The organism is Leuconostoc gelidum subsp. gelidum KCTC 3527 (assembly GCF_000166715.1).
Classification (GTDB): Bacteria; Bacillota; Bacilli; order Lactobacillales; family Lactobacillaceae; genus Leuconostoc; species Leuconostoc gelidum.
In genome coordinates this window covers 1-23406 of the sequence record NZ_AEMI01000002.1, presented here as the reverse complement: position 1 = coordinate 23406, position 23406 = coordinate 1, and the positions used below count along the sequence as shown (strand labels likewise).

The following is a 23406-nucleotide window of genomic DNA, read 5'->3' as shown; positions in this document are numbered from 1 at the left end:
TATGTCAAAAGTTTAATAATTTCATTTATTTACGTGCAAAACTGCACAAAATAAGGTAAAATTAAGTGGCAGTATAAAATATGGAGGATATTATGAAAATTTTTGCTTACGGCATACGCGATGACGAAAAGCCATCACTTGAAGATTGGAAGTCAGCTCATCCAAATATTGAGGTTGGTTATACACAAGAATTGTTAACAGCTGAAACAGCGACATTAGCTAAGGGTTCAGTTTCGGCTGTGGTCTATCAACAACTTGATTATACACGTGATGCTTTGACAGCTTTGGCTGAGGTAGGTGTTACTAACCTGTCATTAAGAAATGTTGGTACTGATAATATTGATTTCGAAGCAGCAAAAGAATTCAATTTTAATATCTCAAACGTGCCAGTATATTCACCAAACGCTATTGCGGAACACTCGATGATTCAATTATCACGTTTATTACGTCGTACAAAAGCACTTGATGCAAAAATTGCTAAGCACGACCTACGTTGGGCACCAACAATTGGTCGCGAAATGCGTATGCAAACAGTTGGTGTTATTGGTACTGGCAACATTGGTCGTGTTGCAATTAAAATTCTGCAAGGCTTTGGTGCAAAAGTAGTTGCATACGACAAATTTCCAAACGCTGAAATTGCGGAACAGGGCTTGTATGTTGACTCATTAGATGAACTATATGCACAAGCTGATGCGGTTTCACTATACGTACCAGGTGTACCTGAAAACCACCACATGATTGATGCAGCAGCCATTTCAAAGATGAAAGATGGTGTTGTTATTATGAACGCATCACGTGGTAACCTAATGGATATCGATGCTATTATCGATGGCCTAAATTCTGGTAAAATTTCTGATTTTGGTATGGATGTTTATGAAGAAGAGGTCGGTTTGTTCAACGAGGATTGGTCAGGTAAAGATTTTCCTGATGCCAAGATCGCTGATTTAATTTCACGTGAGAATGTTTTGGTTACACCTCACACGGCTTTTTATACAACGAAAGCTGTTCTCGAGATGGTTCATCAATCAATGGATGCTGCTGTTGCTTTTGCTAACGGTGAAACACCTGCAATCGCTGTTAAATACTAATAGTAAGATATATTCGACCTTTATTATGGCTGATTATTGTTGAACAATTAGGTAATTATGTAGGCAGGATCAATAAGGAAAAATTATGAGTATTAAAGCAGATGGTCAAAAATGGGCCACAAAAGAGTCACAAGCTGTGCGCAATGAAGAATATGCACGCAAAGCGTTAGAAAACATGCCAGTAACATTTAATGGCACAACAGAACTGAAGCTAAAAGATTTTTTCTTTAAAGTATTGTCAGGATCAGCGCAAGGAATACTAATTGGTGTATTACCTGCTGCAGTCATGAAGTACATTATTCAGTACTCTGGTTTGGGAACCACAGTATTTGGTTCAAATTTAAGTGCTATTCTAACTTTGTTTACATCACTTATCCCATTTTTGATTGGTATGGCAGTTGCATTACAATTTAAAATGAAAAGCTTAGATGTTGGTGTTGTGGCAATTGCAACGGAAGTTGCTTCTGGTTCAATTCGTTGGGCACAGGCACCAACTGGATTTTTGAACCCAGTGACCGGAATACGCTCATTAGCACCGGCTAATATCTATATTGCCAGTGGTGCTGGAGATGTCATTAATGCAATGATTGTTTCTGCTATAGCAGTCTTGGTAACATGGTTGGTATCTCGTTATCTCCGAGGATTTGGTTCTGTTGCGATTATATTGAGCCCAATTATCGTGGGTGGTGGCGTAGGTTTAGTTGGGAAAACAATTGCACCATATGTTGGGGATGTCACTACTTGGATAGGTAATCTTGTAGAAACATTTACTAAATTTGCACCAATACCAATGGCAATCTTAATTGCTATGGCTTTTTCAATTATTATTATTACGCCAGTTTCAACTGTGGGAATTGCTTTAGCAATTTCCTTATCTGGCATTGGTTCTGGTGCTGCAGCTATGGGTGTTATTGCTACGACAATTGTGTTGTTAATTAATTCATGGCGAGTTAATAAGCCTGGTGTCACGGTCGCGATTGCATTAGGTGCCATGAAGGGCATGATGCCTTCTGTCTTTGCTAAACCAGTGACGATGTTGCCATTTTTATTGACTTCAGCAATTTCTGCTATACCAGTTGCCTTGTTTAACATTCAAGGGACACCAACAACAGCTGGATTTGGTTATATTGGTTTAGTTTCACCTATTCAATCAATGGTAAAAGACCCCAATGTACCTGCAACTGTTATGAATCATTTTATTAATCCTATGATTGCTATACTGGCTTGGTTGATTGTGCCAATTGTGGCAGGATTTATTGCACAATATGTCTTTAGCAAACTGTTGAAATTATATGTACCATCCGACTTTCAACAAGAATTATAAATGTGATATGTTAACAAATAATATGAAGACCAGTAGTTGGTCTTTTTTTTATTTTTTCGGATAAATGAAGAGTCACTTTAAATTTTGTGTGATTGTAGTGTATAATAAAATAGAATAAATAAATTGGATGATGGTCTTAATGCGCTTAGAGCACTTTACGCCAACCTATATGGTTGAACGAATATATGATTTAACAGTTGAAGATTTGAAAAAGCATGGGATAAAAACGGTGCTAGCAGATTTAGATAACACCTTACTTGCGTGGAACAACCCAGAGGGGACACCTGAGTTACGACAATGGTTAACTGATTTGTGTGATGGTAACATCGAGGTAATTGTTGTGTCTAATAATACGACAAAACGCGTGGCAAAGGCTGTCGAACCGCTTGGGGTTAAGTTTGTGTCATGGTCATTAAAGCCTCTACCACGAGGTATTTTATATGTACTGAGAACGCATCACTTGAAGCAAGAAGAAGTTATCATGGTTGGCGATCAAATGTTAACTGATATTTGGGCTGCACATGGTGCGGGTGTCAGAAGCGTATTAGTACAACGCTTAATTGAATCAGATATGTGGCAAACGTGGATAAATCGTAGTATTGAAAAGCAAGTGAAAAAAATTGTTTTTAAAGCACATCCACAGTTAAAATGGGAGAAAACACTTCGTGACGACTGAATTAATAACGGACGAATACGTTCAAGAACAATTAAATGAGGGATTACGCTGCATCGGTTGTGGGGCAGTTATGCAAGTAATAGACTCATCAAAAGCAGGTTATTTACCGATGAGTGCACTAAAAAAATCAATTAATAGCGAAGAATTATTGTGCCAACGTTGTTTTAGATTACGTCACTATAATGAAATTCAACCTGTGGAACTAACAGACGATGATTTTTCACGTTTACTACATCAAATTTCAGATGCAAAAGCCTTGATAGTTTATGTCATAGATGTTTTTGATGTCACAGGTTCTGAGATAGCTGGTTTGCCACGTTTTGTTGGGCAAGATAATCCCATTTTGGTGGTCGCTAACAAAGTCGACTTATTGCCAAAATTACTTAATAAAAATCGTTTAAAAAATTGGTTGCAAGCTGAATTGAAGGCACAAGGAATTAAACCAGTTGATATTTTCTTAACGTCAGCAACGCATCCACAAAACCTTGATGACTTATTAGACACAATTGATAACCATCGTGAAGGCCGTGATGTTTATGTCGTAGGCGTGACTAATGTTGGTAAATCAACGTTGATTAATCAAATAATTAAGTCTGGGACAGGTGTTCAGGATTTGATTACAACATCACGTTTTCCAGGGACTACGCTAGATCGAATTGAAATACCATTAGCGGATGGCAAGCAACTTATTGACACACCTGGAATCGTTAAACGTGATCAAATTACACATGTGTTGGCTGATAAAGATTTAAAGTATGCGTTACCAAAAAATGAAATTAAGCCACGTACTTATCAATTGAATGCTGAGCAAACAATTTTTATTGGTGGTTTAGCTCGTTTTGATTTTGAGTTAGGTGAGCGTTCACCTATAACGGCTTACTTTGAAAATAATTTATCTTTGCATCGTACTAAATTAATTGGTGCAGATGATTTTTATGATAAACATGCAGGAGAATTATTAACACCATCTCCACAGGAAGCAACAATGACAAATCTGATTAGGCACGAATTCAATATTACTGAAAAAAGTGACATTGTTTTTGCAGGCTTGGGTTGGATTTCTATCCCTGCCGGTATTAAAATTGCCGGTTGGGCACCACAGGGCGTTTCAGTCCTTATTCGAAAGGCAATGATTTAATGTTACAACTAACAGGTAAGCAAAAGCGCTTTTTGCGTTCAAAAGCAAATACGCTATCACCCATTTTTTCGGTAGGGAAAAATGGTTTAACGCAATTGTGGGTTAATGAACTCGTTCTAGCCATCTCAAAACGAGAACTAGTTAAAATTAGTTTACAACAGAGTGCTGATAATTCGGCTAAAGATGTGGCAGAATTCATACAATCACATTCTGATATTACAGTGGCACAAACAATTGGACGGACGTTGGTTTTATTTTTACCAGCACAAGAAGATAAGTATAAGAGAATTTCGGTCGAATTAGCTAAAATTTAATTTAAGGCGGTCATTGTAATGAATGGTGTGTATACGGTCTCAACTCAAACACAATCAGAAGTACGGCCCAACCAAGAAAAAAGAAAAATCGGGATTTTTGGTGGTACTTTTAATCCACCACATATTGGTCAGTTAGTATTGGCCGAAACGGTTGGTAGACAGCTTGGTTTGGAAAAGGTATTTTGGATGCCCAATGCACAGCCAATTGACGGGACACATGCGAGCGCAATATCACCATCAAATCGTGTGCAACTAGTTAAAACAGCAATTATGGGAAATCCTTTTTTTGATATTGAACTCATTGAGGTACGTAATGGTGGTAAGTCATATACTTATCAAACAATGCGTGAGTTAGTTGAGATGCATCCTGAGAATGATTATTATTTTATTATTGGTGGTGAAAAAATTGAAAAATTACCAACATGGGACCATATTGAAGAGTTGTCACATTTAGTCAAATTTGTAGTGGGTGTTCATGGTGACCAAAAAAAGCAAGCCAGATATCCAATGTTGTGGTATGATGTGCCAGATATTCGAATTACTTCTTCAGAAATCAGAACAAAGATACGAATGAAGCAAAGCGTTAATTACCTTGTACCGGAGCGTGAAGCCTTGTTTATAGCAGAATATAATTTGTATCGAGGTTTATATGACTAAATATTTTAACGGCAGTATTGCTGAATTAGAGATAAAAATTGCAGCTGGGCTATCGGACTACCGTTTTCAACATATTCTACGGGTTCGAGATTACGCAGTCAAGTTAGCGCGTAAAAACGGTGTTGATACTGATAAGGCCGAAGTTGCGGCTTTGGTTCATGATTATGCTAAAGAACGGTCAGACGATGATTTTTTAACTGTTATTGCGCGTAAAAATATGGATCCTGATTTAATTAATTGGGGCAATTACATTTGGCATGGTGTTGTTGGCGCTGAAATGGTCCGTGATGAACTCGGAGTGACGGATTTAGATATCTTAAATGCGGTACGTGAACACACGACTGGTGGTGCAGCAGAAATGACAGTATTATCACAAGTCTTGTTTATGGCTGATTATCTTGAAGTGGGTCGTGATTTTTCGGGTGTTGATATTGCACGCCAAATTACAGATCAATCTTTAGCAGCAGGTGTCAGGTATCAAATTATACACACAGTGCAGCGACTTGTTCAAAAGGAAATGGCTATCTATCCTAAAAGTATTACAACGTACAATTATTGGTTAACTAGAGCATAATTAAAAAATTGAATTAAGAAAGCATGGGAAAAAATTTTGACAACAGCATTAGATGTAAGAACACTTCTTGAAACAGCTGTAATAGCAGTTGATAATAAAAAAGCGAATCATATTGTAGCACTTGATATGCGAAAAGTGAGCTTAATGGCTGATTATTTCGTTATCGCAGATGCTGCATCTAATCGTCAAGTACAGGCGATAGTAACAGAGGTAAAAGACCAAGTGCAGGCTGCTGGTGGTGAAATTAAATTAATTGAAGGATTTCAAGCTGCGGACTGGGTTTTAATCGACTTAGGGGATGTCATTGTCCATATTTTCTCCACAGAACAACGTGGATTTTATAATTTAGAGCGTTTGTGGGATGATGCACCTTATGTGGATTTAACAAAATTTCTTGTGACTGAATGATGAAAATTAGAGATGAGCAACAGCTCATCTCTTTTTCTGTTAAAATAAATAGTATGACTAATGAAAATATACAAGACAATTATTCAACATTTGCAGAAAAATATGATACGCTATTTAACGATGAGATGTATTATGCATGGGCAGGTTATGTTGTCAATAACACACAACCAGGTCGTATACTAGACTTAGGTGGTGGTGCAGGAAGATTGGCCGTTTTACTGTCCCAACAAAACTATAGTGTTGATGTTTTAGATATATCTACTGAGATGTTATCACTTGCACAGAAACATGCAGCTGATTCTGATGTGGATGTGAAATTACTACAAGCAGATATGCGTGAATGGTCAGATTGGGAGTTGCGTTATCCAACAATAGTCAGCTTTGCTGATGCATTGAACTACCTACCCAATTTAGTTGATTTTAAAGCAACTATCAGGCAGGTATATGATCATCTTGAAGCAGGGGGACAATTTTTATTTGATGTTATCACGCCTTACCAAATCAATGTATTATATAATAATTATTACTATAACAACGATGATGACGAAGAAAATATTTTTATGTGGACAAGCTATCCAGGAGAAACACCCGACAGCGTTGATCATGATTTAAAATTTTTTGTTTATGATGAAAACATTGACGGCTTTAGAATTTTACGTGAAATTCATCATGAGCAAACTTACACTTTGTCTGTTTTTCAACGTGAATTAGAATTAGCTGGATTCGAAGATATAACCGTGTCAGCTGATTTTGGGAATCAGACTATTAATGACACGACAGAACGCTGGTTTTTTAGAGCGGTGAAGGCATGAAGGCAGTTGGTATAGTAACAGAATATAATCCTTTTCATAATGGACATATTTACCATATACAACAAGCAAAAAAAGAAACAGGGGCAGATGTTGTTGTGGCAGTTATGTCGGGTAACTTTGTACAGCGTGGTGAACCAGCGTTGTTTGACAAGTGGACACGCACACAAGCAGCATTAGAAAACGGTGTTGATTTGGTTATTGAGTTACCTATATTTTATGCAGTGCAACCAAGTCATTTATTTGCCGAAGGGGCAGTTAAATTATTAGCAGCGCTGGGAGTGAAAGATATGGTATTTGGTAGCGAGCATGCTGATGTTGATTTTTTATCTTTGGCAAAACAAGCACCTAGTGTGGCACAAGGAAAAGATTTGCAAGATAAAAATCAAACTTTTGCAAGTGCATATGCCAATCTGTTAGAAACGGAAACAGGTTTTAAACTAGAAGATCCTAACGATATTTTAGCACTTGGATATGCTAAGGCTGTTGTGGGTTTATCAGCAGATATTAAATTACATGCCATTCAAAGAGTTGCAGCTGGCTATCATGACACGCTGCTTTCAGATACGCAAACAATTGCCTCAGCATCGGCAATTCGTTTAGCGTTACATAAAAATAAGTTAGAAAAAATACAAAGTGTTGTGCCAGCTATCACTTTACAAAATGTACAATCAATGAACAATACAATTAATTTCGAACAAAAATTTTTGCCATTGTTGAAGTACCGTTTAATAACAGATACAGTAGGACAATTAAACCAGATTTACCAAATGGGGGAAGGCTTAGAACATCGTTTAGCAGCTGTAGCATTAAGTGAACCAGGACCACAAAACTACCAAAATTTTATCAAATCAGTGAAATCAAAGCGGTACACATTTGCACGGATGCAACGCACGTTACTATATACGCTGTTAAATGTTAAAGTAGATCAAATGCATTCTGTTATGCAAGATCCTTACTTACGTGTTTTGGGATTTACCGATGTTGGTCAGCAATATTTAAATAGAATCAAAAAAACAGCTACATTACCATTGATTAGCAAAGTAGATCAAAATTTGACCAAAACTAATCTGCGTTTAGATTTTAAGGCGGGTAAATTATGGCAAATGTTAGCAAATAATGCTGGTCAGCAACAAGATGTGACTCGTAAACCAATTTACGTCGCCACTAAGAAATAAACTTAGCTGCAATGTCATTGCAGATTATAAATGAATCTTTAGAATGGCGATATTTAGGAGAAAAAATGAAATATAATAAAAATCAGTTGCAAAAATATCGTCAAAATGCCTTGACTTTTGATGAAGAACTTAATCTAGAAGATAACGCAAAAAAACGCTTTCCAACTACAGTTTTGGCCTTGTCGTTAGTGCAAGTAAAAGGGGATATTCGTTATTATGATAATGAGGACCTCAGCCTTCACGCCGAAATCACTGGAAAAATTACTGTACCGTCTTCACGATCATTGTTACCTGTTATTCGTGATATTAATCTTATAATTGACGAACGGTATATTGAAGATGAACAACGATTAAAAGATTTTGATGAAACAGAGGCAGTTTTTGTATTAGAAAACGATACACTAGATGTTGACGAGGCCATCCTTGATAATATTATTGCAGAATTGCCATTGCAAATTTTGACAACGGCAGAAATAGCAGATGATAAATTACCTTCTGGGAAAGATTGGCATGTTGTTAGTGAAGAAACATTTGAAAATGAGAAAAAAGATGATAATAATTCAAATTTTGATCCGAGATTCGCTAAATTAGATGATTTTTTCAAAGAATGAGAAAATACTTGCAAAAATTCAAAAATTACTCTAAACTATAGAGAAGTAATAAGAAATTTATTCGGTAGTCGCCGATCTAAATGTTGAGGATAAATAATGAGTAAAGTATTGATTGTTGAAGATGAAGAAAACTTGGCAAAGTTTGTAGGCCTTGAATTAAAGCATGAAGGCTATGAGGTTGAAACAGTTTTAGATGGTCGTTCAGGTTTAGATGCAGCGTTAGAGAATAACTATGATGTTATTCTGCTTGATTTAATGTTGCCAGAATTAAATGGGTTAGAAGTTGCTCGTCGTTTGCGCGAATCTAAGAAAACGCCAATCATCATGATGACTGCACGTGATTCAGTTATTGATCGCGTTTCAGGATTAGATTATGGGGCGGATGACTATTTGGTTAAGCCCTTTGCTATTGAAGAACTGTTAGCACGAATACGGTCACTACTCCGTCGTATTGCAATTGAGACGGAGTCTAACGATAAGCATCGCTCAATTATTAATTTCAAAGATTTGCGTATTGAAAAAGAGAATCGTATTGCTCGTCGTGATGATCAAATTATTAATCTAACAAAACGTGAGTATGATTTGTTATTGACATTGGTAGAAAATATTAACATTGTTCAATCACGTGAACAATTGCTAAAAGAGGTTTGGGGTTTTGATTCAGAAGTCGAAACGAACGTTGTTGATGTCTATATTCGATACTTACGTAATAAGATTGATGATCCAGAAAGTAAAGCATCTTATATCCAGACAGTTCGTGGTACTGGCTATGTCATGCGTAGCTAATAGGATATTATGGCTAAAGAAATAAAAACAATTAAAAAAGCCTCACGTCGTTTCTCATTGAGTTGGCAACTTTCATTGGGGATGGCGTCTGGTTTTTTTGTTATATTTGGTGTCTTTGCTGTTGTTGTAACTGAATTGGTTAAAAACTATTATAGTGATCTGCCAGATAAACTATATCTGTACTTATGGCTGATTGTTATTTTAGGTGGTATTGCCGTTTTTATGTTTACTTTCATTGTAACACGTTATATTTTACGCCCAGTGAAGTCAATTGAAACGACGATAGAGGCTTTTGAAGATGATCCAATGACAACAATTCGTGCGGAAAAAGCACGTTCAAATGATGAATTTTCTGATCTGATTAATGTGTTAAATCGTATGATTGATCGATTGCAAAGTCTTATTGCTGCCCAACAACAGTTCGTGTCAGATGTCTCTCATGAATTACGTACACCAGTGACAATCGTTAAAGGACACATGGATTTGCTGAATCGTTGGGGGAAAGATGAACCAGATGTTTTGAATGATTCGATTGCATCATCTTTATCTGAAATGCAACGTATGGAAAATTTAATTAATGAGATGCTTAACTTAACTCGCGCTGAACAAATTCCAATTGAAAATGTTAAAGACATTACAGAAGTTGGTGGCTTAGTCCACAGAGTCTTTGATAATTTCAAGATGATACACCCGGATTTCATTTTTACGCTTGATGATGATTTGATGCAAGAAGCAAATGTTAAAGTACGTCAAGACCATATGGAACAAATATTAATCATTTTAGCTGATAATGCGGTGAAATATTCGTTAGATCGAAAAGAAATTCACTTTGCACTGTCACAGACGACTAATCGGGTCGAAATTGGGATTCAAGATTTCGGTGAAGGGTTGTCTAGTGAAGAGGCTATGCGTGTGTTTGATCGTTTCTATCGTGTTGATAAGGCACGTTCGCGTGCAAAGGGTGGTAATGGTCTAGGCTTGAGTATTGCTCAACGTCTTGTTGAAGCCTATGGTGGTGAAATTACCATAGAAAGTGCGTTGGGATCGGGATCCGCTTTTACAATACGTTTGCCACTTTATAAAGGGAAATCAAATGATACAAAGTTATCGAATTGATGTCTATGGGATTGTTCAAGGCGTTGGTTTCCGTTGGTTTACACAACAAACGGCTAATAAATATCACCTTGTCGGGTGGGTTTGTAATAATTCTAATGGCTCTGTTGAAATGAGGGTACAGGGACAAGAAATCAATGTCAATGCTTTTATTGATGTCATTAATCAAGGACCGGGCTATTATAGTCGTGTCGATAAAGTAATAAAACAATCAGTTGCGCCGTTTGAATCGAATAATTTTGCTATTAAGTAAGAAATCTTGGTATAATGGACTTCTGTAATAATCAGGAGAAAAAACAAACTTATGAAACAATTAAAGCGGGTTCTAACAGCAGCTTTTGTAATATTAGACATTATCTTAATTACTGGTGGCTATGACGAGCATAGTAAAATGTATCGTTGGATTGGACATCCTTTAGCTAATGTTATGACTGATATCGCACATATCATTGGTGGGGTAAATGGCATTGGCTGGGCAATCATTATCATCACGGCTATCTTGCGTCTGATACTGTTACCTTTCTTTTTGAATCAACAAGTTAACACCACAATTAACCAAATTAAAATGCAAACGCTAAAACCTGAAATTGACAAATTACAGGCATTGACACGTAAAGCAGGAACAACGCAAGAACAGCAGCAAGCTAGTATGGCAATGATGTCACTATACCGTGAAAATGATGTCAGCGTTATTGGTGGTATTTCGTTTTTAACCATGGCTATGCAGTTACCTATTTTCTCTGGTCTTTACTCGGCCATTTTACATGCCCCAGCACTGAAAGGTGCTGAATTTCTAGGGTTTAACTTAGGTAAGCCACAAATTGTTTTTGCTATTGCGGCTGGTATTATTTACCTTATTCAAGCATGGTTAGCTATGCAACATATGCCAGAAGAACAAAAGAAAACATCGGCAATGATGATGTTTATTAGTCCAATAATGATTTTTGTTTTTGCTATGATTGCCAGTGGCGCAATTGGTTTGTATTTTGTAGTCGGTGGTTTGTTTGCGCTTATTCAAACGTTGATACAACATTACCAGCGACCAGGTCTTGAAAAACGTGTTGGACGTGAATTCAAAATCAAAAAAACGGCTGATGATTTAATGCAAGAGAGTTCGAAGGCGAAGAATACAGTGACATCTACTGATGGTGATCAGAAAACATTGCAATCAAGTGAGACTAAAAATAAGAAACAGCGTAATGTTGGAAAACAAAAACGTTAATGGTTAAGTACGTTAAGATATTTGACGTACTTTTGTCAGTTCTAATAACAGGACAGGAAGAATTAAAAAAATGGATCGTATTTTATCAAATCAAAATAATCGTGTAAAAGCTTGGGCTAAATTGGCAACTAAAAAAGGACGTCAAGAAAATCGTACGTATTTATTAGATGGTTGGCATTTAGTTGAGGAAGCAGTTAAGGCAAATGCTAAGTTTCATGCTGTCATGGCCACAGAAGAACAGATGCAAACACATTTACCTGATGTACCACATGGTGTCCCAGCTTTTGAAATTAGTGAAGAAGTCGCTAAACATATTGCAGGAACGAATACACCGCAAGGCATTTTTGCAGAAATCTCATTGCCAGATAAAACATTTGACCCGAGTTATGTACATGATGGCGCTTGGTTATTACTTGATAAAATTCAAGACCCTGGTAATGTTGGCACTTTAGTACGTACAGCAGATGCTGCTGGTTTCAAAGGGGTTGTATTTGGTGAAGGAACAGCAGATGCTTATTCCCCAAAAGTTGTCCGTGCGATGCAAGGATCACAATTTCACTTAGAAGTTTTGACTGGTGATTTGGTTGAATGGACAGACGCTTTAACTGCTAATAATTTGTCAGTTTATGGTTCGCAACTAAACGAGGCGGCACGCTCATACCGTGAAATTGAATCTAGTACACAATTTGCTCTAATTGTTGGTAATGAAGGGCAAGGTATGTCAGATGAATTAGCCGTCAAGACAACAGCTAATTTATATATCCCAATCCAAGGTCAAGCTGAGAGTCTGAATGTGGCTATTGCTGGTGGCATTTTAATGTTCAGTTTAGCATCTGGAAATTAGTAGAAAAATAAGACATGACGTCACAGCAAATAAGACATTCAACAGGTATGTGTTATGAGTTGTCTTTAGAATAAAAATCCTATTGTGCAAAAGATATGGTTTTTTGCTATAATAGTACTTAACGATTTAGAGTAGAGGATATAACTGTGGAACAAACACTCACCGTTGCTTTGATTGTCGTGGGCTTTTTGCTCATCGTGACAGTTATGATGCAACCAAGTAAACAACAAGATGCATTATCAGCACTGTCAGGTGGTGCTGGTGATCTGTTCGCGGAACGTAAGTCACGTGGATTTGAAGCTGTGATGCGCCGTTCAACTGCTATTTTAGGTGGACTGTGGTTTGTTATTGGTTTTGCGTTGATGTATTTATCAGCACATTAAAAAATATAATGGTCAGTTTGCTCTTTTTGTAGACTGACTTTTTATTTTGAAAAAATTTAGAAAGAATAAATAAATGGAAATTGAACAATTAAAATCTCAAATTAATGGCTTTTTGAAAGCCAATCAGTTGCAGCATTTCACTGCACAAAATATGGCTGACGGGTTAAGAATGAACTCAGCAAGTCACTATCAACAAGTTGTAAATGCATTGAATGCATTGGTGCATGATGGTGATGCTCTTGATGATAACGGACAATATAAACATAGTGATCATGCAGGTTACACGATGGGAGACTATCGGGCTAATGATAAGGGCTTTGGCTTTGTGAAATATGATGCTGAACTACCCGACTTCTTTATTAATCCCGAGAATACTTTACAAGCTATGCAAGGGGATAAAGTATCTGTTTCAACCATCAAACCATCTCCATCACCTGATCGTGGGCCTGAAGGTAAAGTTGAAGAAATTATTGAACATGCCTACGAGCGTGTTGTCGGCACATTTTCAATAGGTTCTGAAGCCAAAGGTATGATAGGTGAGCTTAGAATTAATGATAAAAAAGCCATGAATTTTAAAGTACTGATTAATTCGAATGGCTTGATGCCAAATGATGGGCAAGTTGTGGTTGCTGAAGTCACACGATTCCCTGACAAAATTCATCCACGCGAACTCATTGCACATGTGACAGAGACACTTGGGTATAAAGATGAGCCAGGAATGGATATTTTACAGATTGTCTATGCAAAAAAAGTGCCAAGTGAATTTCCCCAAGAAGTTTTGGATGATGCTGCAAAAATTCCTGTAGAAGTGCCAGAAACTGAGTGGGCGGGACGTGAAGACATCACTGAACAAACACTTGTGACTATTGATGGGGCCGATACAAAGGATATTGATGATGCAGTTGTTGCTTGGAAGTTAGATAATGGTAATTATCATTTAGGCGTTCACATTGCAGATGTATCACATTATGTGACCGAAGGTTCGACTATAGATAATGAGGCATATACACGTGGTACCTCAGTTTACTTAACAGATAGGGTCATACCAATGCTGCCACGTAATATTTCTAATGGTATTGCATCGTTAAATCCAAACGTTGTCCGTTTGGCTATGTCTGCTGAGATGGAAATTGATCCACAAGGCCGTATAGTGAATCATCGCTTACACACATCAGTAATGAAATCGCATGCACGAATGACATATGATGCAGTTAATAAAATTTTAGAAGGTGATATATTTGTGCAAGAAGAATATGCACAGTTAACACCAATGTTTAAAGTAATGGGTGAACTTCATGAAATTCTGTACAAAATGCGCAAAGAACGGGGTGCGATAGAATTTGATGCACCTGAAGCTCAAATTATTGTCGATGAGGATGGCAAAGCGATTGATATTAAGTTGCGTGAACGTGGGACTGCAGAGCGCATGATTGAATCCTTTATGTTGGCTGCTAATGAAACGGTCGCTGAGCATTTTGATAAATTAGAAGTGCCATTTTTGTACCGTATTCACGAAACACCAGATGAAGAACGTGCCAAGTCTTTCTTTGAGTTTTCAAAAGCGTTAGGCCATCCAGTTTATGGTGATCCAAGTAAAGTGACCCCAAGTATGTTGCAAAAATTGATGGCTGATGTTGCTGGTGATCCTGCCGAGCAAATGATTTCGACAATGATGCTACGTGCTATGAAACAGGCTAAATACTCTTCGGATCCTGTTGGACATTTTGGACTAGGCGCACAATATTATACACACTTCACGTCACCCATTCGTCGCTATCCTGATCTAACTGTTCATCGTTTAATTAAGTGGTACGAAAAACATGGTTATGGTGCTGAATCACAAGCAAAATATGCTGATAAATTAGTAAAAATTGGTGAGGATACCAGTACAAGAGAACGTCGTGCAGTTGATACTGAACGTGATGTTGATGCTTTGAAAAAGGCTGAATACATGTTGGATAAAGTTGGCTTGGAGTTTAATGGGGTTGTTAATTCTGCCTTGAAATTTGGGCTATTCATTAGTTTAGAAAATACGGTTGAAGGGTTAGTCCATATTTCTAATCTAACTGATGATCATTATGAATACGATGAGTCGCATGCTGCTTTGATTGGGCGATCAAAGCATCGCATTTTCCAAATTGGTCAAAAAGTACGAGTTAAGGTACTACGTGTTAACAAGGAAGAGAGAACAGTTGATTTTATCTTAATTGACACAGATAGTGCACCAACAACGGAAATCCGTGTTGCCTCAAAATCAAACGGTAAATTTGGCGTTGGGCGTAATCGCGATGAACGGCGAAAAAATGAGCGTCGTGGCAAATCAGAAGGACCAAAACAAAGACGTGGGCCATTAGATGCTAAACAAGGTCAAAAACGTGATTCGAAGCGTAATTTTTAAGACAAGGTGTTAGTTGATATTTAGCGAAGTATTGATGACATCATGCGAGTAATAATGTCACGCTGAATTCAGTCATGGAGGTTGAAAATCATGGCCAAAACAAACAAAAATGCGGGTAATTATCTGGCTCAAAATCGAAAAGCACGTTTTAATTATGCGATTGAAGAAACATTTGAAGCTGGCATATCTCTTACAGGAACAGAAATAAAATCTGTACGTGCTGGTCAAATAACGATTGGTGATGGCTTTATTACAATTCATAATGGCAATGCGGTACTGACAAATGTTAATATAGCAGCTTATACACAAGGCAACCAGTTCAATGTTGATCCGCTACGTCCACGGCAGCTATTATTGCATAAACGTGAAATTGTCTCGCTTAACAAGGCTGCGATCGAACCAGGAGTAACAATTGTGCCATTAAAAGTTTATTTGAAACATGGTTTTGCTAAAATATTAATTGGTGTAGGACGTGGAAAAAAGAAATACGATAAACGTGAAGACATCAAAAAACGTGATCAAGAGCGTGAGTTGGGAAGACGTTTAAAACATTAAGAGCCAAACGGCTTTTTTTGTTTGACCTTAACTCATTTTATAGATATACTTAATATATGTGAAGTATTAAAATTTCACAAGCTGAAAGGAAAGAAGCTCATGGTAGTGACACTCATTTCGGCGCTCTTCGCAATTGTAATTGGTATCGGTGTTGGTTATTATTTACGTTTGTCACAGGACAAAAAGCAAATCACCTCAACGAAACAAATTGCAGGTAACATTCTTGAACAAGCAAACAATGAAGCTAAAAGTTTAACACGTGCAGCAAAAACTGACGCGAAAGAATTGGCCCAAGATTACCGTAATCAGGTGGACATTGATTTCAAGGATCGTCAGAAGCAGTTGCAGCAACAGGAACAACGGCTTGAAGACCGCGTCTTGAACCTCGACAAAAAAGATGCGGCCTTGAATCAACGTGATGTACAATTGATTCAAAAAGAAAACCAAGTGCAACTTCGGTTGGATGATGCTAATCAAAAACAAAAATTAGCAGATGACTTGGTAACGGATCAGAAGGATAAATTGGAAGAAATTGCCCAACTAACGCCTACTGATGCGAAAGAACAAATTTTAAGCAAAACGAAACAAAGTTTGGTACGTCAACGTGCTGCGCTAGTTAAAGAAGCTGAAGAAGACGCAACTAGTGAAGCTGAAAAACGAGCACGAAACATTATTGTGCAAGCAATTCAACGGTCGGCAGCGGATGCAGTAGCAGATATTACTGTTTCTGTTGTTCATTTACCAAGCGAAGACATGAAAGGCCGTATTATTGGCCGCGAAGGTCGAAATATTCGTACATTAGAATCATTGACAGGTATAGATTTGATTATTGATGATACACCTGAATCAGTTGTTTTGAGTGGATTTGATCCTATTCGACGCGAAATCGCTAAAATGGCATTAGATGCTCTAGTAGCGGATGGTCGTATTAACCCTTCTCGTATAGAGGAAATGGTTGAAAAAGCACGTCGACAGATTGATGAAACAATACGTGAAAAGGGTGAGGCAGCAGTCTTTGAATTGGGATTGCGTGGTCTTCATCCAGATTTGATTAAAATGATCGGCCGAATGAATTATAGAACATCATATGGTCAAAATGTGCTACAACATTCAATCGAGGTCGCAAAACTTGCGGGAATGATGGCAGCAGAGCTTAAAATGGATGTCGCGCTTGCGAAGCGCGCTGGATTAATACACGATATCGGTAAAGCAGTTGACGCTGAAGTAGAAGGTTCTCATGTGGAGCTAGGTGTTCGCTTAGCCGAGAAGTTTAACGAAAAACCGGTAGTTATCAATGCTATTGCATCGCATCATGGGGATGTTGAAGCAACCTCACCAATTTCAGAATTGGTAGCCGCTGCTGATGCAATTAGTGCAGCAAGACCAGGTGCACGTAGCGAATCGCTTGAAAATTATGTGCAACGCTTGAAAGATTTGGAAGCAATTGCAAATCACTACGAAGGCGTTGAGGCATCGTTTGCTATTCAAGCTGGTCGTGAAGTGCGTGTTATTGTTGAACCAACAAAATTAACAGATTTACAAGCAACAGTTTTGGCACATGATATTAAAACGGATGTTGAAGAGAAACTTGAATATCCAGGTCATGTGAAAATTACAGTTGTTCGTGAAACACGCGCAACTGATTATGCGCATTAATCAAAAAGTTACTCGTTGAGTAACTTTTTTGTTATAATTAAATTATATGAAACTCGTTTCTTTTTCATATAATTTAATAATTTCTGTTTAGATATTAGGAGGATTTTATGGAACTAGGACAATTAGCACTCATTATTTTTGCGGTTGCCTTTCTATTGTTAGTATTGTTCATTGGTTTTTTCTTGTGGAGACTAACAAGATCTTTAGATATTATTACTTTAGATGTGGATAGTATTGCCCGATCAAGTAATGAAATTCTTGGTAATGCGAATACACTATTAAATGATGTCAATGGTAAAGTCAAGACGTTGGATCCAACCGTGCAAGCAATTGCTGACATGTCAGTGACCGTGTCACAATTAAATGCGACTATTCAAAACGTTACAAATAAATTTGCAACTGCAAAGGCAGCAACAAGTTTTGGCGTTAGTGGTGTTGCTGCGGCGGTTGCCAAACAGGCAACAAAAACTGCCATGGGTAGGTATAAAAATAAAAAATCAACTAAAAAGGAGAATAAGTAAATGTCAAAAGTAAAAGGAATTTTAGCAGGAATTTTAGCAGGAGCCGCTGCTATTGCAGCTTTTAAATCTTTACCAAAAGATAAGCAAAATGAATTGAAGTTAAAAGCAAATCAAACAGGTGAAGCCTTGCGTGATAAAGCTTATGACGTAGCCTATGCAACAGCTGATTTAGCGGGGGATGTCACTGATAAGGCAAAAGAAAAAGCCTATGAATTGAAAGCAAAAGGTCAAAGTAAATATGGGGATCAAATTGATATAGCGGCTGATCATGTTAAAAATTTAACTGATCAAGCATTACCCTATGTCGATAAAGCCAAAGATTTTGCGACAACCTATGTTGATAAAGCTCATAACTCGTTAGATGATTTACGTGAGAAGTTTAGTAATGAAGATATCGAATTGACACAAGATGATTTAACTTTGGAAGAAGCGTTACAGGATTTGTCCGAAGAGGCAAAAGAAGAAACTCAAGTAGCAACGGATATAGTTACGACCACTTCTAAAGACGCGAAAAATGTTGTCGAATCAAAAGTTGACAAAGTAACAAATGATGTAAAAAATAAGATTGACGACACAAAAAATCTACTTTAAAACAAAAGATTTAAATTCATTAGTTTTTTGCTAACGAATTTAAATCTTTTTCCTGTAATAGCATAACAATACTTTTTTGGATTACTCATTTTTAAGATTGATTAACACAATTTTTAATAAAGCGGTAGTAACAAGTCTTTTTTATAGGTACAATGGGGTATAGAATAAATTTAAATTAAAAGGAAATACGTTCCACAGAGAACGCACGGTAAACATGGCAAAAGAAAAGTTTGACGCAACAGATTTTTTATCTTCACTCTTTCATTATGCGCACGATTTTAATTTTAATCATATTATATTTGAAGCAAATCGGTATAAAGTATCAGTAAATCTAGTTCGTAAATCAGCAACTTATGGTAATGCAGAAGTTTTTTATGTATCAGCCGATACTAAAGAATTTGCTCCTGTGATGTCATCAGTTAATGGCGCAATTGAAATCGCGGAATTAGAGGGAAACCAACAGGCAACTGTTAAAACAGCTAATTTAGAGCGTGGTGATCAAGTATTTCAATTTCGATTGCACGAGTTTGGCAATGGGAAGTATAGTTTAGATTTGAGTATTTAATAAATAGTTTGAAAGGAGAAGTACATTTTTTTGTACACTTATAACGGATGAAGCAAGGTAAAACAGCGCAAATCAAGAAAATGAAGCAAGTACAACGCAAGCAAAAGCTAACCTCTAAAAATAAATTACCAGAATTTAATTATAATGAATTTGCTGGTTTTTTACGCGCACGTTACTATTTAACGCACAATGATAAGTACAGTCAGGAGACTTTTGAAGTCGCATCATTTTTTTTGGATGATGTTATTGCTATGATGGTAAATCAAAATTTCACAAAATTTACAAGTAATGAACGTGCTGTAGTGAAATTAAATGAGGTGATGCAAGCATCGTTGGTTAATAGTGATGATAAGGATTGGCGTTATTTTGTCTTATTAGTACCAGTATTGTATGATATACAGCAATTTATTGTAAAAGAAGGTAGTGTGAACGCACGTTATGTTGCACAAACACCTAAATTCGATATTAATTTTTGGCGAATGATTATGAGAACCGTAATGGCAATTAATTTCTTCAAATGGCAGGGTAAGGATGTTGCTGAAATGATGAAAACGTCACAAGCGGTAGATGAACTACAATTTAAATTTTTATCAGAAAATGAAAAAGATGATGATTTTAATTTAGTAATTATTGCTGAAACCTTTAAAGCGTTAGCAGTAAAAATTAAGCCATTGAAAACTGAAAATAAAGTACTTGAATTAAATGAATTATCAACATCAGAGATAGCGGATGAAATGTTATATGCTAATAAAAGTTTAAAGCAGTTTAAAGAAGCCTCTGTAAAAGGAGTTGTTAGTGAAAATGTGATGAATCTGTTGTATGCTTTCCATGAAGGGATAGCAAAAGAATATAATGTGACGCATGCATTATGGGATGCAGATACATTAAATTCTTTTGCTATGTTGCACTTAATGTCATATTGGGTCCCAGTTTGGGATAGTTTAGATGGCATTGGTGGCGAAATCAGATCTTATTTAAATTTTTTGAGTCAAAAAAAAGCAATTCAAGGTCTAGGGAAAATAGTGACAGATACATCTGACATTGATCGTTATATAGATGTCACAGCGTTAAACAAATTGTTAGCACAAATGTCACCTGAAAGACTTGAAAAATTGGCATAAATGAACAATTACAAAAAATTAAAAAGGATACACGAAGGTTTTAACAGCCTAAGTGTATCCTTTGTTTAATCGTTATTTTAAAATTTATCAAATTGAGAGATGACGTATTGTTCCAGGTAATACGCTTATCATTTTATGTGTTTTGGGTGATTGCACTAAAATCTGTCCTTGGTTATTTTGGTAAATATAACCAAATAGATTGGACACATCTTCACTTAATAATGAATTATTAAGTTGAACAGTTACTGGTGAGTTGGTATTTAATGCCAACTCTAACCGAGCAATAATTTCATCAGCTGAGAGTTGATGTTTTACAGGGAGTCGTTTTTTAGGTGCTGAAAAACTTTTAATTAAGTTTACAAGTTGCTGTATGTGAGATTCAATTGGGTGTTGTGTCAGAAAATTTTGCATTGGATACTCCTTGAGTGATTCGTTATCTATATCATACGAACAAATGTTCAAAAAAGCAAATTTTTAAAAGCCTCTTTACCATTTCTTGAAGAGTTGTTCGATCTTATTGTTGATAAAACAGTGGATATTGTGGATAACCACAATATATGTCCATGGGAACAAATATTCTCAGTTATTTGAAATCGTATGTTACCATTGTATCTGTTGTGAAAAGTAGGTATAATGTTCTCATTAGTACATAAAGAGGATAAATGATGACACAGCGGGGTTTATTAATTGTGCTATCTGGCCCATCCGGCGTTGGTAAGGGTACAGTGCGCAAAGCTATCTTTGAAGAAGATGGCATTGATTTTCAATACTCTATTTCAGCCACAACTCGTCAACCAAGAATTGGCGAAGTGAATGGCGAAGATTATTTTTTTGTATCGCGTGAGGATTTTGAAGAGAAAATTTCGAACGGTGACATGCTGGAATACGCACAGTATGTTAATAATTATTACGGTACCCCAAAAAGTTTCATTGATGAAACGTTAGCAAGTGGGCGTGACGTTTTTCTTGAAATTGATGTCCAAGGTGCATTGCAGGTGAAGTCAAAAATGCCTGAGGGGGTTTATATTTTCTTAACGCCGCCTGATTTGACCAATTTACGTGAAAGGCTTGTCGGTCGTGGTACTGATTCACAAGACGTCATTGAAAAACGCGTGACAGCCGCACGCGATGAATTGAAACAAATGATTAATTACGATTATGCTGTAGAAAATGATCAAGTTGTGTTTGCCGTTGAGCGAGTTAAATCAATTATTACAGCTGAACGGTTACGTGTTGCACGTGTTTTTGAAAAAACACTATAAGGAGAATAGCTATGTTACTTTATCCATCAGTTGATAAATTACTAGAAAAAGTTGATTCACGTTACAAATTAATTGCATTAGGTGCCAAACGAGCGCGAGAATTAGATGCTGGTTTACCTGCCACACAGGAAACATTTAACTCTAATAAATCAGTTGGCCAAGCATTAGAAGAAATTGAAAATGGTGATGTGATTATTGATCCTGATATGGAAGACCAAGTATAAACTGAATTTGTCGATTTTAAAGTGCCGACATGACAGTTTTAATTAGCTAAAAAGCAATTATTTTGTCTTTACTTTAACAAGTAAAGTTTATGAAGCCCAACAAATAGGAGTGTAGAAATGATAGATCATCCACAACAAGACGCGGAAAATTACGTGGGTCCGGTAGCAACATTTAAAACAAGTCAAGGTGAAATTCAAGTTAAACTGTTTGCTGATATTGCACCAAAAACAGTAGAGAACTTTACGACTCATGCTAAAAATGGTTATTACGACAATGGTATCTTCCATCGTGTTATTCGTGATTTTATGATTCAAGGTGGCGATCCAGATGGTACAGGCATGGGTGGTCAAAGTATTTGGGGTGGTAACTTTGCGGATGAATTTTCAGATAAGTTATTAAACATTCGTGGTGCTTTGTCGATGGCTAATGCGGGACCTAATACTAATGGCTCACAATTTTTCATTGTGCAAACCAAAGAAACGCCATGGTTAAATGGCAAACATACAGTGTTTGGGCAGGTTATTAAGGGTCTTGATGTTGTTGATAAGATTGGTAAGGTAAGTGTTAATATGTCTGATAAGCCTCGAGAAGATGTTAAAATTGAAACAATTGAGATTGCAGACTAATTGTCTGCTTTTTTGTTATAATAGTATTGAGGAACTTAAATTATGGATTACCATATTGGACAAAAAATAAGCGGGCATATTACGGGAATTAAGCCATATGGCGCGTTTGTTGTGCTAGATGATCATGTACAAGGTTTGATACATATTTCAGAGTGTAAGACAGGTGTTGTGCGAGCATTGAAAAACGAATTAAAAATTGGCCAAAAAGTGGTAGTGACTGTTTTAGACATTGAACAGTATAATAATAAAATTAGTTTATCGTTGCGTCAAGATGATATAATGGTAAAGCAGGGTTTACATAAAAAAAATACAAGTTTACGAAAACATTTTTGGACTAACAATGTTCTTAATTATGGTTTTGATCCTATTGCAAGTCTCCGTGATGAATGGGTAACAGAGGCGTTAAATCGTATTGGTAGGTAAAGGAGAAATTATGTCACTTATTGCGGCAACTGCAATTGCAGTAAAAGATGATTTGCCATATTTTTTGGTCGAAAAAAATAGCGAGACTTACCATTTTTTTACAGCAAAAATGCATCGTCATAATCACGATACATCATTGGGTGCAGTCTTACGTGCATTTAAAGCATTGGGACCAATAGATTTTGATCAATGGCGCTTAGGAGAGCTTACAAGTGTCAAGAACAACAATACGCTTATGTCTTTATATGCTTTTGAAGTGTCTGACATGAATGTTATAGAAAAAAAACTTGATCATAAACTTATGTTTGTGCCAGCTAATAAGTTACATGAGTTATTGG

General features: G+C 36.7%; 30 protein-coding genes. 29 read left to right on the top strand and 1 reads right to left on the bottom strand.

Going from position 1 to position 23406, the window contains the following annotated elements:
* Nucleotides 1-92 precede the first annotated feature (92 nt).
* The 24 genes from EUI_RS0100400 (at nucleotide 93) to EUI_RS0100285 (ending at nucleotide 20532) form a co-directional block, all read left to right on the top strand.
* Entirely contained in the window at nucleotides 93-1088 is a 996-nt protein-coding gene (locus EUI_RS0100400; protein WP_010015305.1) for a D-2-hydroxyacid dehydrogenase, read from the top strand.
* A gap of 85 nt (nucleotides 1089-1173) precedes the next feature.
* The gene (locus tag EUI_RS0100395) at nucleotides 1174-2412 is read left to right on the top strand and encodes a PTS transporter subunit IIC (RefSeq protein WP_010015303.1); all 1239 of its coding nucleotides are present in this window, start codon (nucleotides 1174-1176) and stop codon (nucleotides 2410-2412) included.
* A 139-nt stretch (nucleotides 2413-2551) separates the two neighbouring features.
* Nucleotides 2552-3088 (top strand): YqeG family HAD IIIA-type phosphatase, encoded by a 537-nt coding sequence (locus tag EUI_RS0100390; RefSeq protein ID WP_010015302.1) that lies wholly within the window; start codon nucleotides 2552-2554, stop codon nucleotides 3086-3088.
* The gene (gene yqeH, locus EUI_RS0100385; RefSeq protein ID WP_010015300.1) at nucleotides 3078-4226 is read left to right on the top strand and encodes a ribosome biogenesis GTPase YqeH; all 1149 of its coding nucleotides are present in this window, start codon (nucleotides 3078-3080) and stop codon (nucleotides 4224-4226) included. The genes EUI_RS0100390 and yqeH overlap by 11 nt, the downstream gene beginning before the upstream one ends.
* Nucleotides 4226-4540, top strand: a complete 315-nt coding sequence (gene yhbY, locus EUI_RS0100380) for a ribosome assembly RNA-binding protein YhbY (protein ID WP_010015299.1) — start codon at nucleotides 4226-4228, stop codon at nucleotides 4538-4540. Before yqeH ends, yhbY begins: the two co-directional genes overlap by 1 nt.
* 18 nt (nucleotides 4541-4558) lie before the next feature.
* Nucleotides 4559-5197 (top strand): nicotinate-nucleotide adenylyltransferase, encoded by a 639-nt coding sequence (locus EUI_RS0100375; RefSeq protein ID WP_010015298.1) that lies wholly within the window; start codon nucleotides 4559-4561, stop codon nucleotides 5195-5197.
* On the top strand, nucleotides 5190-5771 hold the full coding sequence (gene yqeK / locus EUI_RS0100370; protein ID WP_010015296.1) for a bis(5'-nucleosyl)-tetraphosphatase (symmetrical) YqeK: 582 nt from the start codon (nucleotides 5190-5192) through the stop codon (nucleotides 5769-5771). The genes EUI_RS0100375 and yqeK overlap by 8 nt, the downstream gene beginning before the upstream one ends.
* Nucleotides 5772-5807: 36 nt before the next feature.
* On the top strand, nucleotides 5808-6179 hold the full coding sequence (gene rsfS / locus EUI_RS0100365; RefSeq protein WP_010015295.1) for a ribosome silencing factor: 372 nt from the start codon (nucleotides 5808-5810) through the stop codon (nucleotides 6177-6179).
* Between the two features lie 53 nt (nucleotides 6180-6232).
* Nucleotides 6233-6991, top strand: coding sequence for a class I SAM-dependent DNA methyltransferase (locus tag EUI_RS0100360; protein ID WP_029508481.1), 759 nt, complete (start codon nucleotides 6233-6235; stop codon nucleotides 6989-6991).
* A complete protein-coding gene (locus EUI_RS0100355) occupies nucleotides 6988-8166 on the top strand; it encodes a nucleotidyltransferase (protein ID WP_010015292.1) in 1179 nt (392 codons plus the stop codon). The genes EUI_RS0100360 and EUI_RS0100355 overlap by 4 nt, the downstream gene beginning before the upstream one ends.
* Before the next feature lie 65 nt (nucleotides 8167-8231).
* Nucleotides 8232-8777 (top strand): DUF177 domain-containing protein, encoded by a 546-nt coding sequence (locus EUI_RS0100350; RefSeq protein WP_010015290.1) that lies wholly within the window; start codon nucleotides 8232-8234, stop codon nucleotides 8775-8777.
* Between the two features lie 96 nt (nucleotides 8778-8873).
* Nucleotides 8874-9563, top strand: coding sequence for a response regulator transcription factor (locus EUI_RS0100345; protein ID WP_010015289.1), 690 nt, complete (start codon nucleotides 8874-8876; stop codon nucleotides 9561-9563).
* Between the two features lie 9 nt (nucleotides 9564-9572).
* Entirely contained in the window at nucleotides 9573-10679 is a 1107-nt protein-coding gene (locus EUI_RS0100340) for a sensor histidine kinase (RefSeq protein ID WP_010015288.1), read from the top strand.
* Entirely contained in the window at nucleotides 10657-10929 is a 273-nt protein-coding gene (locus EUI_RS0100335) for an acylphosphatase (protein ID WP_010015287.1), read from the top strand. Before EUI_RS0100340 ends, EUI_RS0100335 begins: the two co-directional genes overlap by 23 nt.
* Nucleotides 10930-10980: 51 nt before the next feature.
* Complete coding sequence (gene yidC / locus EUI_RS0100330) at nucleotides 10981-11898, top strand: membrane protein insertase YidC (RefSeq protein WP_010015286.1); 918 nt, start codon at nucleotides 10981-10983, stop codon at nucleotides 11896-11898.
* A 70-nt stretch (nucleotides 11899-11968) separates the two neighbouring features.
* On the top strand, nucleotides 11969-12742 hold the full coding sequence (locus EUI_RS0100325; RefSeq protein WP_010015284.1) for a TrmH family RNA methyltransferase: 774 nt from the start codon (nucleotides 11969-11971) through the stop codon (nucleotides 12740-12742).
* 146 nt (nucleotides 12743-12888) lie between these two features.
* Nucleotides 12889-13125, top strand: coding sequence for a preprotein translocase subunit SecG (gene secG, locus EUI_RS0100320; RefSeq protein ID WP_010015283.1), 237 nt, complete (start codon nucleotides 12889-12891; stop codon nucleotides 13123-13125).
* Between the two features lie 73 nt (nucleotides 13126-13198).
* The gene (gene rnr, locus EUI_RS0100315) at nucleotides 13199-15523 is read left to right on the top strand and encodes a ribonuclease R (RefSeq protein ID WP_010015282.1); all 2325 of its coding nucleotides are present in this window, start codon (nucleotides 13199-13201) and stop codon (nucleotides 15521-15523) included.
* 90 nt (nucleotides 15524-15613) lie between these two features.
* Nucleotides 15614-16078 carry an SsrA-binding protein SmpB gene (gene smpB, locus EUI_RS0100310; protein WP_010015280.1) on the top strand — a complete coding sequence of 155 codons (465 nt, stop codon included), beginning with the start codon at nucleotides 15614-15616 and terminating at the stop codon, nucleotides 16076-16078.
* A 99-nt stretch (nucleotides 16079-16177) separates the two neighbouring features.
* A complete protein-coding gene (rny, locus tag EUI_RS0100305) occupies nucleotides 16178-17734 on the top strand; it encodes a ribonuclease Y (RefSeq protein ID WP_010015279.1) in 1557 nt (518 codons plus the stop codon).
* A gap of 107 nt (nucleotides 17735-17841) precedes the next feature.
* Nucleotides 17842-18255, top strand: a complete 414-nt coding sequence (locus EUI_RS0100300) for a DUF948 domain-containing protein (protein ID WP_010015278.1) — start codon at nucleotides 17842-17844, stop codon at nucleotides 18253-18255.
* On the top strand, nucleotides 18256-18846 hold the full coding sequence (locus EUI_RS0100295) for a hypothetical protein (protein ID WP_010015277.1): 591 nt from the start codon (nucleotides 18256-18258) through the stop codon (nucleotides 18844-18846).
* Nucleotides 18847-19060: 214 nt separating this feature from the next.
* Nucleotides 19061-19411, top strand: coding sequence for a hypothetical protein (locus tag EUI_RS0100290; protein WP_010015276.1), 351 nt, complete (start codon nucleotides 19061-19063; stop codon nucleotides 19409-19411).
* A gap of 47 nt (nucleotides 19412-19458) precedes the next feature.
* Nucleotides 19459-20532 carry a hypothetical protein gene (locus EUI_RS0100285; protein ID WP_010015275.1) on the top strand — a complete coding sequence of 358 codons (1074 nt, stop codon included), beginning with the start codon at nucleotides 19459-19461 and terminating at the stop codon, nucleotides 20530-20532.
* 87 nt (nucleotides 20533-20619) lie between these two features.
* Here the strand turns inward: EUI_RS0100285 and EUI_RS0100280 are convergent, their stop codons facing one another.
* Entirely contained in the window at nucleotides 20620-20943 is a 324-nt protein-coding gene (locus tag EUI_RS0100280) for a hypothetical protein (RefSeq protein ID WP_010015273.1), read from the bottom strand.
* 254 nt (nucleotides 20944-21197) lie between these two features.
* Here EUI_RS0100280 and gmk point away from each other — a divergent pair, with 254 nt between their 5' ends.
* The 5 genes from gmk to EUI_RS09955 form a co-directional block, all read left to right on the top strand.
* Entirely contained in the window at nucleotides 21198-21794 is a 597-nt protein-coding gene (gmk, locus tag EUI_RS0100275; RefSeq protein WP_010015271.1) for a guanylate kinase, read from the top strand.
* 11 nt (nucleotides 21795-21805) lie between these two features.
* Entirely contained in the window at nucleotides 21806-22018 is a 213-nt protein-coding gene (gene rpoZ, locus EUI_RS0100270) for a DNA-directed RNA polymerase subunit omega (protein ID WP_010015270.1), read from the top strand.
* Between the two features lie 117 nt (nucleotides 22019-22135).
* Entirely contained in the window at nucleotides 22136-22645 is a 510-nt protein-coding gene (locus tag EUI_RS0100265) for a peptidylprolyl isomerase (protein ID WP_010015269.1), read from the top strand.
* Between the two features lie 42 nt (nucleotides 22646-22687).
* On the top strand, nucleotides 22688-23068 hold the full coding sequence (locus EUI_RS0100260; RefSeq protein WP_010015267.1) for a CvfD/Ygs/GSP13 family RNA-binding post-transcriptional regulator: 381 nt from the start codon (nucleotides 22688-22690) through the stop codon (nucleotides 23066-23068).
* A gap of 10 nt (nucleotides 23069-23078) precedes the next feature.
* The coding region (locus EUI_RS09955) for a hypothetical protein (RefSeq protein WP_010015265.1) at nucleotides 23079-23406 on the top strand (328 nt) is incomplete at its 3' end.